We start from the raw sequence: 15,861 nt of genomic DNA, 5'->3' as shown, positions 1-15,861 counted from the left end.
CTGTGCGCGAACACACGCCGTGGCCCCACCCGACGGGTGCTGTGCACCGGGGCTCGGGGACCTGTCAGCCCTCTCACCTATAATGAGCACATGCGTATTCTCTCGGTTGTTGGCGCCCGCCCCCAGTTCGTTAAGCTTGCCCCGATTGATCGGGAGTTTCGCCGACGCGGAATTGACCACGTCATCGTCCACACAGGGCAGCACTACGATCCGCTGCTGTCCGACGTGTTCTTCCAGGACTTGGGAATCTCCGCTCCCGCCGTCCACCTGGGCGTGGGTTCCGGCTCCCACGGCAAACAGACGGGGGCCATGATGGCCGCCCTGGACGACGTCTTCCTGGAGTATCAGCCCGACTGGGTCCTGGTTTACGGCGACACCAACTCGACGCTGGCGGCAGCCATCTGCGCGGCCAAGCTTCACCTGCCGGTGGCCCACCTTGAGGCCGGGCTGCGCTCCTTCAACCGGCAGATGCCCGAGGAACACAATCGGGTGCTAACCGATCACTGTGCGGACCTCCTGCTGGCCCCCACGCAGGTGGCGGCCGAGCATCTGGCGCGCGAGGGGGTCGATCCGGCCCGGGTGGTGGTCACCGGTGACGTGATGACGGATGTGCTTTACCAGGTGATGGAGCAGGTGCGCGACAATCCTTCGCCTTTCCCTGACCTTGGCCCCGGCGAATACTCGGTGGCCACGATTCACCGGGCCGAGAACACTGACGACGCCCGCCGACTGGAGGCGATTATCGATTCGCTGGGAGCGGTCGACCACCCGGTGGTTCTGCTCGCCCACCCGCGACTGCTCGCCAAGTGTGAACACTTCGGGGTTCCGCTCAAGCGGGGCCACCTTCAGGTGCACGACCCGGTCCCCTACCCGGAGCTGGTCAGCGCGGTGCTGAACTCGCGGGGGGTGATCACCGACTCGGGTGGGCTTCAGAAGGAGGCTTTCCTCATGCGGGTCCCCTGCACCACCGTTCGACCGGAGACCGAGTGGGTGGAGACGGTCGAGTTGGGCTGGAACGTCCTGGTGCAGCCGGGAGGCGACCTGACCCTGGCGGCGTCGCGGCCCCGACCGGCCCCGACCGACGCGGCTCCTTACGGCACCGGCCAGGCGGCCCAGATTGTCGCGGACGCCCTCCAAACAATGGGGTCCCGTGAGTAAGCGACTAACCGTTGCCACCCGGATCTTCCTGCCCGAGGTGAGCGCCGCCTCGTTTCGGTTGGGAGCGGTGACAACGGCAGCCCGGCGCCAGCGCTGGCAGGTCCACGTGGTCACCTCCGCCTACCCGGGGGCGGCTTCGAAACGCGCCGGCGCACTGACGATCTCACGGTTCCCGGTGCTGCGGGACCAGACCGGGTATCTGCGCGGATACCTCCCGTACCTGTCCTTCGACCTCCCCCTCTTTTTCCGCTTGCTGCTGGGCAAACGCTCAGACGCCGTGCTGGTTGAACCTCCCCCCACGACCGGGGTGATGGCTCGCCTCGCGTGCACTCTTCGCCGGCTGCCCTACGTCTGGTACGCCGCCGACATCTGGTCAGATGCCACCGAATCCGCCAGCGGCTCCGCCCTGGTGGTGCGGGCCGTCCGGTGGATGGAACGGTTTGCACTCCGGGGGGCCAGCGCGGTGATCGCGGTCTCCGACGGGGTGGCGGAACGGGCGCGAGAACTGGGCGCCCGAAATGTTCACGTGGTGCCCAACGGGATCGACACTCGGATCTACCATCCGGGCCCGGCCGACCGGAGTCACCTGGCGGACCTTGGCATCACCAAGCCGTACCTTATTTACGCCGGGACTGCCTCCGAATGGCAACAGGCCGAGCGCTTTGCGGAGGCTTTCGTGGCTGATCCGCGGCTGGCAGATCAGCTTCAGCTGGTCTTCGTGGGCAACGGGACTTCCTGGGAGTACCTGACCGAGTTGGCCGCTCAGGCCAGTGCCGACACCGGCTCCCAGCCAATTGTGCTGCTGCAGCTTCGAAGTCCCGAAGAGGTGGCCAACCTGTTGCGGGGAGCCGAGGCCGCCATGGTCTCTATCGCCCCTGCGATCGGCTACGACTTTGCCTACCCAACCAAGGTGCTGGCGGCCCTCGGATGCGGCACTCCCGTCCTGTATGCGGGGGTCGGACCGGCCGCGCTGGATATTGAGCGGGAGGGCTTTGGCTGGACCTGTCCCCTCACGACCGAGTCAATCGCCCCGGTCCTGCAGCAAATAGCCCAGTGCCAACGCGCCTGGACCGCGGATGACCGGGACCGAGCCGCCAGCTGGGTCCGGGAGCATCGCTCGTTGGAACACACTGGCCAGCAGGTGGTCCAGATCCTGTCGAACCTCACCTAACCGCCCGCCCCAGCACTAATGCCGATCAGAGACAGAGGAGCCCCCAAGTGACCAACGCAAACAACCCCGACGGCGCCCGCCGCCGAGTCCTGGTCCTATTGACCTCCGAGTTTCCCAACGCCCATGGGGACACCGCGTTCATCGCCAACGAGATCGGCGCGCTCAGCGAGCAGTTTGACCGGGTTTTGGTCCTCAGCAAGGCGGCTCCCGGCCAGAACCTGGTTCCCCCGCCCAACAACGTGGAGTACCGGGGAACCTTCAACGTCAGCCCGAGGACGCTGCTGCCCGAGCTGATCAAGCCGCGTCGGCTCTGGCAAATTGCCAAGGAGACTAAGACGGAGTTCACTTCCCCCACTCGGGCGGGCGATTTTTCCTTCACCTGGAAGAGCACGCTCACCGGGCTCAAGTTCGCCCGCCTGATCGAACAGTCAGTGGATCCGGGCGACGAGGTCTTCGTCTATTCGTTCTGGGGGATCGCCGTCGCATCTGCCTTCCCCTTCCTGCCGGCCAACTACGGGAAGACCGTTCGGCTGCACGGCGGGGATCTGTACTTTGAGCGTGGATATCAGCTCCCTTTGCGCGAAGCCCTGTTTCGCAGCGCCGATCGGATCGCGCTGATCTCCGAGCACGGACGCCGGTACCTGCTGGATCATTTCCCGCAGTTGCAGGGAGACTCCCGGGTGGTGCTGTCCCGACTCGGAACGATAGATTTTGGGGTTGGACCCAAACCCACCGGCACGGACCCCCTGACGGTGGTCACCTGCTCGGCGGTGAATGAGAACAAGCGCGTGCTGCCGATTCTTCAGGCCCTGGAGGAGCTGGCCCAGAGCCGGCCGGTCCACTGGATTCACTTTGGCACCGGCCCCCTGCTGGGCGAGTTGGTCACGCGGGTTTCTCAGGTTCAACGCCAGCAGAGCTCGCTGACGGTGGACCTGCGGGGACAGGTGCCTAATGACCAGGTGAAGGACTTCTACCGGCACCACCCGGTGGATGTCTTCGTGAACGCCTCCGATTCGGAAGGGGTCCCCGTCAGCATCATGGAGGCGCTCAGCGCTGGCATCCCGGTGGTTGCCACCGACGCCGGTGGGAGCGGCGAAATTGTCGGCGAGGAACTGGGGTCGGGAAGGTTGCTTCCGCTGCAGCCCTCGGCTTCCGAGTTGGCCGCGGCCATCGGCTCGGTTGCGGATCACCGGGGCGACTACCACCCGCGAGAAGTCTGGCAGCGCCTGTGCAACAATGACCGGGCCGCCCGCGAGATCGTCGATATTATCCTCAGCACCGCCAAGTAGGCCGGGCGTGGGTGGGACCCGCGCTGCGCACACTTCCCCGATTCAACCAAGGAGACACCATGACAGAGTTGACCGCACAGATTGTCGTGGCCGTGCACCAGGTCGACCGCCCCATCCGCCGGGCCTGCGAAAGCGTCCTGTCCTGCCCCGAAGCCGGAGTAATTGTGGTGGCGCACGGAGTGGACCCGCAGGACCTGGACCTGCCCGACTCTTCCCGACTCGAAGTGGTTGCCTGCGCCGAGGGGATTGGATTCCCAGGGGTTCCGTTCAACCGCGGGATCGCCTCGGCTCGGGCTGACCTGGTCGGTGTGATGGGGTCGGACGACTGGTTCGAAGAGGGGGCCCTAACCGCACTGATCTCCCGACAGCGGGCCGACCGGGCCGACGTGGTCCTGGCACCGCTGACGTTCCAGGGCGCAGGCCGCGAGCTCAATCCCCTCACCTGGAGAAACCGGCAGTTGCAGGCCGCCCGGGATCGACTGTTTTACCGCACCGCTCCCCTGGGACTAATTCGGCGAGAACTGGCTCAAAACCCGCGCTATCAGTTCCGGGAAGACGTTCACGTCGGGGAAGATTTTCAGCCCGGGGTGCGGCTGTGGACGGACGGACTCTCGGTGTCCTATTATCCGCAAGACCCGGCCTACACCGTGGGGTCTGATGCCCGCGAGCGCGTCACCTTGAGGCCAAGGGCCTTGGCTGACCGGTTGGCCCCAATCGAACTGTTGCTGGCCGACCCTGAAGTCCGGGCGTTGCCGAGGCGGACCCGCACCAGCCTGGCGGTGAAGCTCCTTCGGGTTCACGTCCTGGGAACTTTGGAGCAGGACGCCCAGCGAGACGCTCTCACCGCGCAGGACTGGCGACATTTTGCCCAACTCACCCGAAAGATTGCTGCCTTTGCCCCGCCGGCTCGACACCGTTTCACCGCTGCCGACCAGCGCCTACTGGCCGCTGTGGTCCAGGCGGATGCGGACGGTTTTACCCGCGAACTGTCCGGCCGCAGTCAGCTCCCGCTCTGGACCCGGATCCTGCCGCGGAACCCGTTCCTGGCGCTGACACCGGAGGCCAACCTCCGCTCGACCGCGGTGGGGAAGGTGATCGGGAAACAGGTCCGGCAGCGTCCGCCGGCCGGTCGGAAGCTCCTCATTATCAGCTACTCGAACATTCCTTCCGACGCTCGGGTCCTGAAGCAGGTGCAGCGTCTGAGCCAGGACTGGGAGGTGACGACCTGTTCGTACGGGCCCGCCCCGGACGGGGTGGCCCACCACTTCTCGATCCCGCCGGAGGCGCAGAAGCTGGACCTGTACGGCCGCTACATCACCCTGCACTGGTACCGGCTCGCCTACTGGCGCCAGGCCGCAGTCGCAGCGTCGTGGCGCCTGCTGAAGGGGAACCGGTTTGACCTGATTCTGGCGGACGAGGTGGACGCACTCCCTGTCGCGGTTCGGCTCCGGCCCCGCGTCGGGATTCTGGTCGACCTCCACGAGCACACTCCCAGCCTTATGAGCCAGATCCCCCTGTGGGATCGCCGGATTCGCCCCTACTACGAGTGGCTCTGCCGCCTGTATCTACCCCAGTCTCAAGCTGCCACCACCGTCGGCGAAGGGATTGCCGTCAAGTATGAGGAGTTGACCGGAGTCCGCCCCAGTGTAGTCACCAATGCCACTCCCTATCAGGATCTCTCCCCCCAACCGGTGAACGAGCCGATCCGGCTGGTTCACCACGGGGTAGCTCAGCGCGCGCGAGCGATCCACCTGATGATTGAGGCGCTGATCGCCAGCCCTCGCAACTTCACCTTTGACCTGTACCTGATGCCCAACGAACCCGCCTATCTGGAGGAACTCAAAGCCCTGGCCGACCAAAGCCAAGGCAAGGTCCGGGTTCTTGATCCCCTCCCATACCGGGAGTTGGTCCCCACCCTGAACCAGTATGACCTCGGGATCTTTGTGCTTCCTCCGGTGTCCCTCAACAAAGAGCTGGCCCTACCGAACAAGTTCTTTGACTTTGTCCAGGCTCGCCTCGGCATTCTGATTGGCCCCTCAGTTGAGATGGCCTCGATCGTCAACCAACTGGACCTGGGTCTAGTGACGGACGATTTCTCGGTGGAGGCCACCGTTCGCGCACTCGACGGCATCGACGCGGACCAGGTGGCCCGGTGGAAGCAGAACTCTGACCGGGCTGCCCGGGCACTCTCTGCCGAGACGCAAGTGGAGGAATGGGCTCGTCAACTGAAGCGGATTTGGGCTCAGTCCGCGTCCAGGGACGCCCGCTAGTACCAGCGGGTCGGGAGCCGGAGCGGTTTCGCTCGCTATGCCATAATTGGGAACATGAAAAGAGCGCGCCTGCTAATTTTGGCCTTTTCCGACCTATCCCACGATGCTCGGGTGCTAAAGCAGATTCGCGCCTTTGCCCCCAACTACGAGGTAACCACCTGCGGTTACGGCCCCGCCATCGAAGGCGTCGCAGACCACGTCCAGCTGGACGACACGTGGATTTCCTGGGCCTACGGCCGCGCGGAACTAGTCACCTACCAGTTCCGCAAAGCCTACTGGCTAAACCCCGCGGTGCGCGGCGCGCAAGATTTGTTGGCTGACCGCGAGTTCGACGTGATCCTAGCCAACGACTTTGAAACGGTTCCCCTGGCTCTGTCTTTGCAGCCGACACGCGGAGTCCACGCGGACCTACACGAATACGCCCCTGAGCAGAAGAACGGGGGCTGGAAATGGAATCTTTTTATCCGCCCGTTCCGCGAGTGGATTTGCCGGACCTATTTGCCCCAATGCGCCTCAACCACCACGGTCAACCGGGGAATTGCAGAGCGCTACCACCAGAAGTTCGGGATCAACCCGGGAGTGGTGTGGAATGCCGCTCCCTATGCCGAGTTGGCACCCAGCGAGGTCCACTCTCCAATCCGATTGGTGCACCACGGGGCCGCCCACCGCGACCGGAAGCTCGAAACCATGGCCGAGGCAGTGCTCGCCGCACAGGCCGACCTGACCATGGATTTCTACCTGGTACCCGTCGACCCTAGCTACGTGGCCGAGCTGTCCGATCGCTTCGCCGACTCCCCTCAGATTCGCATCCTCCCCCCACTTCCCTACGACGAAATCATCCCGACGATCAACACCTATGACGTAGGACTTTTCACCCTGGAGCCAACCAACTTCAACTTCAAGATGGTTCTACCCAACAAGCTCTTTGACTTCATTCAGGCCCGGCTGGGAATCATCATCGGCCCCTCGCAGGAAATGGCGGCGGTGGTCAAGCAGTTCCACAACGGAGCGGTCACATCATCGTTCTCGGTCGAAAGTTTGGCGGGTGCGTTGCGGCGCCTGCGGGCGGAGGATGTTCAGCGCTGGAAGGCGGCCAGTGATGCCGCGGCTCGGGCCGCTTCAGCTGAGCTTCAGGTCGCCACCTGGGAGCGAGCGATCGCCGAGTTGGCTGGGGTCTAGATCTCGATGCTCAGGTCCAAGTCGCGCCCAGTCTCCACGAGCAACGACCAGGTCGACATCATCATAGCTTGTCACGATCCTGGCCGCCGCCTCCAGCGGGCGATCGAGTCAGTTTTGTCCAGCAATGGCACCAATGTCGGCGTGATCGTTGTCGCCCACAATCTGCCAATCGCCTCTTTGAGTGAGACTGTTCCGGCAGAACTGCGGGACCGGGTCCGGTGGCTCCAGTGTGCCGATGGGATTCATTCCCCCGCCGGCCCATTCAACCTGGGTTTGGCTGCGTCACGGGCCGAGTGGGTCGGACTGCTTGGGTCTGACGACTACTTGGAGCCGGGCGCGGTCGACCGGTGGTTGCAGCTCAGTTCCGGCGCGGATGCCGTGATTGCGCGCCTTCGCCACGACAGCGGTGGGGCGGTGCACACCCCGCCGGTTCGTCCGGTTCCCCATCGCCGTCGGACCGCAGTGGCGGACCGGCTCTATTACCGCAGTGCCCCGCTGGGGCTGACTAGGCGCACTTTCCTGACCAGTCGGCATATTGTTTGCGCGGAAGGTCTGACCACCGGGGAAGACCTCACTGTTTCGATCCCGCTTTGGACTTGGGGCCGAGTTCGGGTTCAGCGATCGGGTCCGTCCTACGTGATTGGCTCTGATGCCAGCAACCGGGTCACTATGCGCTTGGCACCTTTGAAGGAGGAGTTGCGTCATACCGAGGTGGTTTGGCGCAGCTCCTGGATGCGGCGGCTCTCCGTGGGCCAACGCAGGGCGCTCGGCACCAAGTACCTGCGGATCCACTTCTTCGGGGCCGCCTACTACCGCGCCACCAGTGGACATTGGAGTGAGGAGGACCGCCGCGACCTGGCTCAAGCGATCAAGCTGGTGCTCGAGCTGGCCCCGGGTTGTCACCTGCCCCTCTCCAGAATCGACCGGCAGCTGCTGGCCGCATTAGCAGACCCGACTACCCCGGTTGAGGAGCTGAATCGACTGGCAATTGCCCGGCGCAGGTTCGGACAGGTGGACGCTTTGATTCCGGCGGACTGGCGCTACCTGCTCCATCGCGAGGCGCCGCTGCGGTTTATGGCCGCTTCCTTCCTGACCCGGTAGCCGGCGGACCGGCCGAACTGACGCCTACTCCTCGTTGACCAGCCCAGCAAGTTGGGCCTGCTCGCGGAACATCGGCACCTGATTGACTACCTCGTGGAAGGTGCCGTGGGCCAGCACCTGACCGCCCTCCATGAAGAAGAGTTCGTCCGCGTCCTTCACGGTGGAGAGCCGGTGCGCGATCGAGATGAGCGTGACGTCTCCGCGCAGGTTGGCGATTGCCTGCGCGACTTCCGCCTCAGTCTTGGTATCCAGCGCCGAGGTCGCCTCGTCCAAAATCAGAATGTACGGGTTCGAGTACAGCGCCCGGGCAATCCCGAGCCGCTGACGCTGGCCACCGCTGAAAGCCATCCCTCGCTCGCCCACCTTAGCGTTGAGTCCGCCGGGCCGAGCCTGGACAGCCTCCCAGAGTTGAGCTCGCTTCAGGCAGTCAATTACCCGATCCTGATCGATGTCACCGCTCCAACTGAGGGCAACGTTTTGCGAAATGGTGCCGTCAAAGAGGGACACTTCCTGCGGGACGTAGCCCACCCGCGAGCGCCAGTCAGCCAACACCTCGGTCAGTTCCTGGCCGTCGACCAGGACCTGCCCTGCCTGTGGGGTCAGCAGACCCAGGATGATGTCCACCAGGGTGGACTTACCCGAGCCTGACGAGCCGACAAACCCGACTGAAGTTCCCATCTTGATCGCCAGCGAAACGTCCGCAACTGCGGGTCGCTCCCCGGTCGGGTACTGGAAGGTGACTCCGCTCAGGACCAGTTCCCGCGGCTCGTGCGCCAACGGCACCTTCCCTACGTGTTCAACCGCAGCGCGGTACTCTTCCGCCTCCTGCATGTCGAACAGCACCGCATCGACCTGGGCCCGGTTGGCGTTGATGGTATTGGCAGTCCCCTGCAATGTGGTCAACGCGGGAACGAGCCGCATCCCAGCGACGGCAAACAGAACGATCGCACTGATCGCCTCATCCAGGCTTCCCTCCACCAGGTAGGAAATCACCCCAACCAGCAGGAACCCGCCGATGAGCGCGGTGTCCATAATGAACTTGGGAACGCTTGCGAGGAACTGGATATTGGCGCGGGCGCGGGCCGCGTGAGTCCGATTGGCCTTGACCGCCCCCGCCACCTCGTCAAACTTGTTCCGCAGGGTGATCTCTTTGAGTGCCCCAACCATGTCGGTCATCAGCGAGGCTACCCGGAAGCTGTAATCTCGATTTACCCGGCCCGCTTCCACCGCCCGCTTAGTCAGGACGACCGACATCAGGAAGGCCATTCCCCCCAAATAGACGATCGAGATGACAGCAGTCATCGGTTGCACAAAGAGGAGAGTTCCCAAAATGAGCACTGACGAGGCCAGCGTAGCGGGCAGCTGAATCAGCGGAAGCAACAGGCCGGAGACGACCGCGGCCACGCCCACATCCGCCATTCGCACCAACTGCGAGGTAGTTCGACTTAGCCGCTCCACCCAGGGCGCCCCGATGTAAGCATCGAACAGCTTCACCCCGAGGGACAGCTCAAACTCGGCAAATCTGCGGGTGGCTGCCCATTGTTGAAGCAGCGACAGGATCGACTTGAGGATCACCAAAAGCGAGACGACTAGCAGCAGCCAGATGTACTTGTCGGGTGGAACGGACCCGATCACCGGCAGTTCGACCGGGACCCCCTGCATCATGGCTGACAGGGACAGGGCCAAGAGCATTAGCGCAGCCACGTCCAGCAGAGTGAGCAGACAGGACAGGATGATGTAGACCCGAATGTAGCGCCGGGCCGTGGGCGGCAAATAGGGCATTAGCTCCTGAGTTTGACGCCAAGCATTTCTCATCTGGTGCTCCGGTTCTGTCTGTTGCTGCCGATCACCACCCCAGCTTACACAACTAGCCCAGGGCTCTCGCCGACTGGGCGCACTAGTCCGACCAGTCGGCGAGACTAGTTGAGGATCCGCTGGTACAGGTCTTCCCAGCGCTCCAAAGACCGGGCAGGACCGCGTTCAGTCTCCACCCACTGTCGGCCGGTCAGGCCGAGTTGGGTCGCCTCCTGCGGATGCATAATCAGGTTCATCACGGCCGTCAAAATGTTGGGGGTTGGGGCGGCAACCGGCGCGCCTTCAGCCTGGGCACGAGTCACCAGCGGTCGACCCACCACCAGGGTCTCCAGGTCTGAGATCGTCAACGCGTCAATCCCCACCTGACCGACCACGACCGAGGCCGACTCGAGCAAGCTCCGGAACTGAGCCGGCGTCCCGAGCGGTCGCAGTTCCACTCCAACATTCCGAGCCTCACTGCCCCACTGGCCCCAATCGAGACCGATCACTCGATATCCCTGCTGCACCAGATGAGCGGCCGCCTCCAGCAACTCCGGCGCCCCCTTGCTGTCGTCCCACCGAGCGTTGAACACGATCGGTCCCTGGGGGTCGCGGGGAGCAATTGGCTGGGAGAGCGCCCGGTAGGGCACCGGGTTAGGCACGTGAATGGCATCCGGGCGAAGCTGTTGGAGCTGTTCCAATAGATCCGGGGTGGCTGCTACCACCAGGACGGCTCGTTCCAACGCTCGCCGGGTGAGAGTACCTATCCCCCGCCGATACAGGTCCTGGCGTAAGTCCGTCCCGTGCACATGAACCACGTGTGGGCGATGCTTCACCCAGGCATAGTAGGCATTGGGAGCGTAGTGCACATGCAGTAGGTCCGCCTGATCTGGTTCGCGGAGCCAGTGCCCAAGGTCGATCAACCTGCGCCCAGCAACCTCCATCAGCGGTCCCGAGCCGGCCGGGAGGGTCCTCAGACCCCAGTGGCGTCCCTGCGAGCGCGCATACCCGACCAGGTTCCGACCGGTTTGAGCCACGTCGTTGAGATGCAGAATATGGGCGTCACGCACGTCCATGGGACTCCTTTCGCACAGTGGCATTCTAGCCCGTAGCAGTGGGCCCCGAAACAGAGACTGTTTCGGGGCCCACTTGCTGTCATTCGGTTACTTCACGCCGAGGAAACGGTAATCCCACAGCGAGTTGTCGCTCTTAATCACCCAGAGAGGCTGGAAGCTCTTGTCAGTATTGGAGACTCCAAACTCTTTCATTGATTGCCATCCTTCAGCAATCTTCACGCCGTTTTGAACCGTGTAGTCACTGTTGCCGCGGTAGATCAACATCACCCCGCCGGTGGTCCGGGCAATCAGATCCGGATTACCGTCCCCACTCCAGTCGCCAACGGAAACCAGCTTGTTAATGCCACCCCAGTTCGAACCCTGGCTGATCGTGGGCAGGAAGCCTCCCTTGCCGTTGCCCGGATACGCATACAGCTTGTTCTTGTCCATTGCGTAGATTACGGGACCCCGTAAGGAGTTGGCCACAGTCAGGTCCGTCATTCCGTTCCACCCGTGTCCAATCTGTCGCGGAGCGGCGAAGGAGCCCTTGCCATTCCCCGGGTAAAGAAGTAGGTTGCCCGTGGACTTCTGCCGGCCGATCAGGTCGACATTTCCGTCACCGTCCCAATCGACTCCACCGAGGACACGGTCGAATCCGCCCCAACCGTGACCGATCTTCACCCGCGCGGCAAAGGTATTGTTCCCGCGCCCGGGGTAGAGCATCAGGTCCTCATTGCCATACATCATCATGAGGTCAGCGTGCCCATCTCCGTTCCAGTCACCCGGGTAGATCACTCGACCATCCCAGCCAACGCCAAACCGAACTTCCTGACCCCAGCTCGGATTGGACGGGTTCGGGGTTGGAGTCGGAGTTGGTGTCGGTGTCGGCGTCGGAGTTGGCGTGGTGGATCCGTCGGTCATCGACTCCGGGAACCATTCGACCATGTAGTGATGGAAGTTCCGCCATCCGGTGTGAGAGCAGGAGTCTCCCGCACTGGGGTAGCTTCCAACAGCAGCCGCATTGGGGACGTACGGCGTGTACGTGTAGAGGGCGGCCGTCGCATCGTTCTTGATCGTGAACTCACGGGTACCGCAGGAAGGGCTGACGTTGTAAGGAATCTTGACGGGCGACTTGTCCCTCACTGCCTTCACGTAAGGCCAGGAGTTGGGGCTCAGCGGATACGAGACCAGCTTGTCGGCCCCAAAGTAGATCTGCTTGGCGAAGCCCGCTTGGGCTGCACTGCAGTCCTGTCCGGTCGGGCACCCAGAGCCCATCACCTTGGCCCAGGAAGCATCGCTGAGCGGCTGCATGATGCCGGAGGATTCCTTCTGCATGTTGGCCAGAATTACCTGAGGGTTGATCCCGCAAGCCTTGGCCGTCTCAGCGATAATCTTGGCTGGCGTCTGATTGCCGGTGAGGTTCAGCGGCTGGCACCCACCCCGCTGGGTGGTGAGTTTCTGCGTGGGGAACGTCTTGTTCTTCAGACAGGTGGTTCCCGACCCGTTGGTGCAACTGGCTCCCTTATCTTTGATGAACTTGTCGATCTGAGCTTCAGTCATCGATGTGGAGTTATAGAACGTCTTGTCCGAGATAATCTGACCGTAATCCCAAGCAGTGGTTGACCCGCCTCCGGAGCCACCCGAGCCGCCCGAACCACCGGACCCACCAGGATCCCCCGGGTTCTTCATGAAGTTGACTACCGCGGTCCTGATCGAGGGAATGCGCGCATAGAACGCGGCCCCCGGGCACTCGGTCCCGCCGACATCGCGGTGACCGGAAATGGTACCGATGGTCCGACCCGCCAGATTGCTCCCAGGCACATAGATGGTCCCGGTCGGGTTAGTAATGTTGAACCGGTTGAACATCCAGGCAATGGTCTTTGCGACCGAATCCTGAGCGACCTGCGGCGGAGCGGCACTGCTGTAATCCCCCAGCACGGAGATACCAAAGGTTTCCGAGTTAGCACCGTACGCCTGTGCCCCCCGTGGGCTGCGCGACAAGGTCCCGTAGCGCCCCTCCCAGACGCCGCCATATTTGTCCACCAGCAGCTGGTAGCCGATGTCACCCCAGTCAAGCGTCACCGCGTGGTAGTAGTAGATTCCTTGAATCTGACCGGGCACCTGCTCTTTGGTGTAGTTGTTTGAGCCGGCCGTGTGGTGGATGACCGCACCTTTAAAGATGACATTGATGTCTTCCCACCCTTGGCGGTAAGCCTCGTTTGCGCCCCAGCCTTTCCGGGTGGTGATCACCAATCCGTTGGTCCCCGTGTCATAGGTGTTGCCGTTGGCGGACAGTGCGGTCGGCACTACGGACCGGTAGGAGGCGGGGTCAACTTCCGCCGCTCCCTCGGTGTCGAGGAGCTGATCCTCCGACTGCTCATTTTCCTCTGCCGGGGGCAGCTCGTCTTCCGGCGCCGGAAGCTCTTCCGGTCCCGATTGGGCAGCTTCCTGCTCATCTGTGGGCACCTCTGCGGCTTCCTGAGTCAGCACGTTCTCGACCGGGTCGGCCCCCCGGGGATCAATCACGTTGACCGTGATCCCATCGAGCGCCTGCCCGTCGGCTCCAAAAGCCACCACCTCGACCGAGGTGACGTTGGTCAGAGTAATCGGGTCGGTACCGGCCCGAGTCAGCTCCGCCTCGTCAACAAAGTCGGGAGTCTGCTCCAAACCGAGAGTCTGCCACTCAGTCCAGGTGCCGTACTCGAGGCGGCGCAGGTCCACTCGCGCCGGAGCAATCTGGTTGATATCCCAGGTCACGCCCACGATAGCGATATCCGAGTTCAGGTCAACGCGGGCAACCTTGGCACTGTGGTCCAGCTCGGGCTCGGCGGCAGTGGTGGAGAGCAACTCCTGCTGCTGGGCGTCGCCCTCAGCTTCGGGCAGCTGTGGAGCTTCGCTGTATTCCTTGTCGGCTACCACCGGGGTCATCTCCACTTCACTGGCGGTGATGTTCTCGGAAATGGGCGCGGCTTCTGCCGTCGGAACAGTGGCCGGGGCCGCGGCCACGACCGGAGCGGCTACCAGGAGGGAGACAACCAGTCCCCCACTCAGGCTCAGGCTCACCAGGTTTCGCCAAATCTTCACGAGGTTCCCTCTCAGGTTGCAGGCGTAGATAGTTCAATCGTCACATCTGTCACAATAACATCATTTGTAACAGGCGACAACGAAATGAGAACATCCGAGAAAAGTGCGGAGATCGGCCCAGATCGAGCCATTGAGAGGGTTGCCGGCGTGGGGCCAGGGTCGCCTGGGCACAGTCAGATGAGCCCCGGTAGCCAGGCGGCTTTCAGCCGGGGCAGGCACACTCCTACCCCGGCTCTAATCAGCGACAACTGCTTAGTTGGGCAGTTGACCCCACATCCGATTGTAGAAATCCAAGGACCGCGAGAACAGAAGTTCATGGTACTGATCTGGTGACAGGGAACGGACGCTCCCCTTTGGCTGCCCCTTTTCCAGCGCGGACACTCCCAAGCCGGCCCGCCCATCAACCGGATCCAGCCCCATCAGGTCCAAAATGGTCGGGTACATGTCTAGCTGATCGGTGAACGTGTCGACTACCTTGACCTCCTCGGGCGAATGGAACCGGTTGAAAATGGTTCGATTCTCAAGTGGGCGCAGCTCGTCCTAGAAGCTGTTGGTCTCAGCCACAAACTTCAGGTGATCACCCATCACCACGACTGCGGTGTCCTCCAAGAATCCTTCGTCTTCCATGAACTCGAGGAATCCGGCCACCTGAGACATGGAGCATTCGGTAATAGAGGTCATCGGCACGTCGGTGGTCACCGGGCAGTAGTCGTGAGGCCGAGGTCCATCGTGCGTGTCAAGCGTCAGCAGGGTCAGATTGTAAGGTTGGCCAGAGTCGCGCAGTTCCATCAGCTGGTCTTTGGCCAGGTCCATCAGCCGGCGGTCGGACAGACCCCAGTCGCTGCGCATCTCGGTTTCACCGGCAGCCTCCCAGGTATTCAGATCTTTGATCGTCTGGTACCCATGTTGCTCCAGGAAGCTATGTTTGCCGGCAAAAGCAGAGTCGGCGCCGCCCATGAACACGTTTTGATAGCCGGCATCAGCCAGGACATCCCCCAGACAAACCGCGCCGGAGAGGAACCGGCTGGTCTCAGCCCCCAGAACATTCATCTCGGCCGACGTCGTGTGCGCGTTCCCAGACCGCAACGGAATCCCGCATTGGGTCGAGACGATCCCCGACATGGTCCAGCCCCCACCCGCATACTGCTCCAGGGCCGGGATGCTCTGCCAATCCTCGGTTGCCTCCTGAACCGGCGCTAACATGTTCAGTTCGAACGGCGGGACGAGGCCCATGGCGTCTTCAACCGACTCAAGGTAAATCAGTACCAGGTTGGACTTGTCAGTCAGAGGCTGGTCAAACTCGGGCACCGCGTAGTAGTCCTGCATGTCCATCTTCGAGTTTCGAGCCTGCAGGTAGGTTTGCAGGTCGAACGTGAGGTTCCCCTGGTACAGCCCGCTGGCCGGCACCAACAGGAGCAGCACCGGCACCCAGGCGATCGACACTGCCAAGCCCAACTTCGGGCTGGAAGAGCGGAAGCTGGGGCGCCGCGTCCACCGCCACAGCAGCAGGGCCGCCACCCAAATCACGATTGGTAGCACCACAATCCAGAGCGTTCCCTCCAGCACCAGGTCCCAACCACCAGGAATGTTCTTCCCCGGCTCGGGGATGTTCATCAGTGCCTGGTCGATGGAAACTACGCCAAACTTGCGGCGAACCCACACGGATCCCAGGAACAGGACCAGTCCTACCAACGCCAGGAGCCAGGCCGCGGCCCAGCCAAGAGCGCGCAGCACCTTGCCAGTGCGGGGTTTGCCGTCAG

10 protein-coding genes are annotated in these 15,861 nt (G+C 62.8%); 6 read left to right on the top strand and 4 right to left on the bottom strand.

The features are described from left to right. Positions 1-90: 90 nt before the first annotated feature. Genes wecB through SAC06_RS02540 form a run of 6 tightly spaced genes read left to right on the top strand, consistent with a single transcriptional unit; the run spans position 91 to position 8,168 of the window. Positions 91-1,158, top strand: coding sequence for a non-hydrolyzing UDP-N-acetylglucosamine 2-epimerase (gene wecB, locus SAC06_RS02565; protein WP_350258651.1), 1,068 nt, complete (start codon positions 91-93; stop codon positions 1,156-1,158). Continuing rightward, a complete protein-coding gene (locus tag SAC06_RS02560) occupies positions 1,151-2,329 on the top strand; it encodes a glycosyltransferase (RefSeq protein WP_350258650.1) in 1,179 nt (392 codons plus the stop codon). The genes wecB and SAC06_RS02560 overlap by 8 nt, the downstream gene beginning before the upstream one ends. Before the next feature lie 47 nt (positions 2,330-2,376). Next, positions 2,377-3,618, top strand: coding sequence for a glycosyltransferase (locus SAC06_RS02555; protein ID WP_350258649.1), 1,242 nt, complete (start codon positions 2,377-2,379; stop codon positions 3,616-3,618). Positions 3,619-3,677: 59 nt separating this feature from the next. After that, positions 3,678-5,888, top strand: coding sequence for a glycosyltransferase (locus SAC06_RS02550; RefSeq protein ID WP_350258648.1), 2,211 nt, complete (start codon positions 3,678-3,680; stop codon positions 5,886-5,888). Between the two features lie 54 nt (positions 5,889-5,942). Then, the gene (locus SAC06_RS02545; protein WP_350258647.1) at positions 5,943-7,067 is read left to right on the top strand and encodes a hypothetical protein; all 1,125 of its coding nucleotides are present in this window, start codon (positions 5,943-5,945) and stop codon (positions 7,065-7,067) included. Between the two features lie 6 nt (positions 7,068-7,073). Then, positions 7,074-8,168 (top strand): glycosyltransferase family 2 protein, encoded by a 1,095-nt coding sequence (locus SAC06_RS02540; RefSeq protein ID WP_350258646.1) that lies wholly within the window; start codon positions 7,074-7,076, stop codon positions 8,166-8,168. 24 nt (positions 8,169-8,192) lie between these two features. Here SAC06_RS02540 and SAC06_RS02535 read toward each other — a convergent pair whose 3' ends face one another. The 4 genes from SAC06_RS02535 to SAC06_RS02520 all read right to left on the bottom strand — a co-directional run bounded on the left by SAC06_RS02535 (position 8,193) and on the right by SAC06_RS02520 (position 15,835). Then, positions 8,193-9,983, bottom strand: coding sequence for an ABC transporter ATP-binding protein (locus SAC06_RS02535; protein ID WP_350258645.1), 1,791 nt, complete (start codon positions 9,981-9,983; stop codon positions 8,193-8,195). Between the two features lie 104 nt (positions 9,984-10,087). Then, positions 10,088-11,038, bottom strand: coding sequence for a glycosyltransferase (locus SAC06_RS02530; RefSeq protein ID WP_350258644.1), 951 nt, complete (start codon positions 11,036-11,038; stop codon positions 10,088-10,090). A gap of 87 nt (positions 11,039-11,125) precedes the next feature. Continuing rightward, a complete protein-coding gene (locus SAC06_RS02525) occupies positions 11,126-14,101 on the bottom strand; it encodes an FG-GAP-like repeat-containing protein (RefSeq protein WP_350258643.1) in 2,976 nt (991 codons plus the stop codon). A gap of 540 nt (positions 14,102-14,641) precedes the next feature. After that, the gene (locus SAC06_RS02520) at positions 14,642-15,835 is read right to left on the bottom strand and encodes a sulfatase-like hydrolase/transferase (protein ID WP_350258642.1); all 1,194 of its coding nucleotides are present in this window, start codon (positions 15,833-15,835) and stop codon (positions 14,642-14,644) included. Positions 15,836-15,861: the final 26 nt, after the last annotated feature.

The sequence above is a fragment of the Scrofimicrobium sp. R131 genome, assembly GCF_040256745.1.
GTDB classification, from domain to species: domain Bacteria; phylum Actinomycetota; class Actinomycetes; order Actinomycetales; family Actinomycetaceae; genus Scrofimicrobium; species Scrofimicrobium appendicitidis.
Note: the sequence above shows the minus strand (reverse complement) of the source record. Positions and strands in the feature narration are given on the sequence as shown.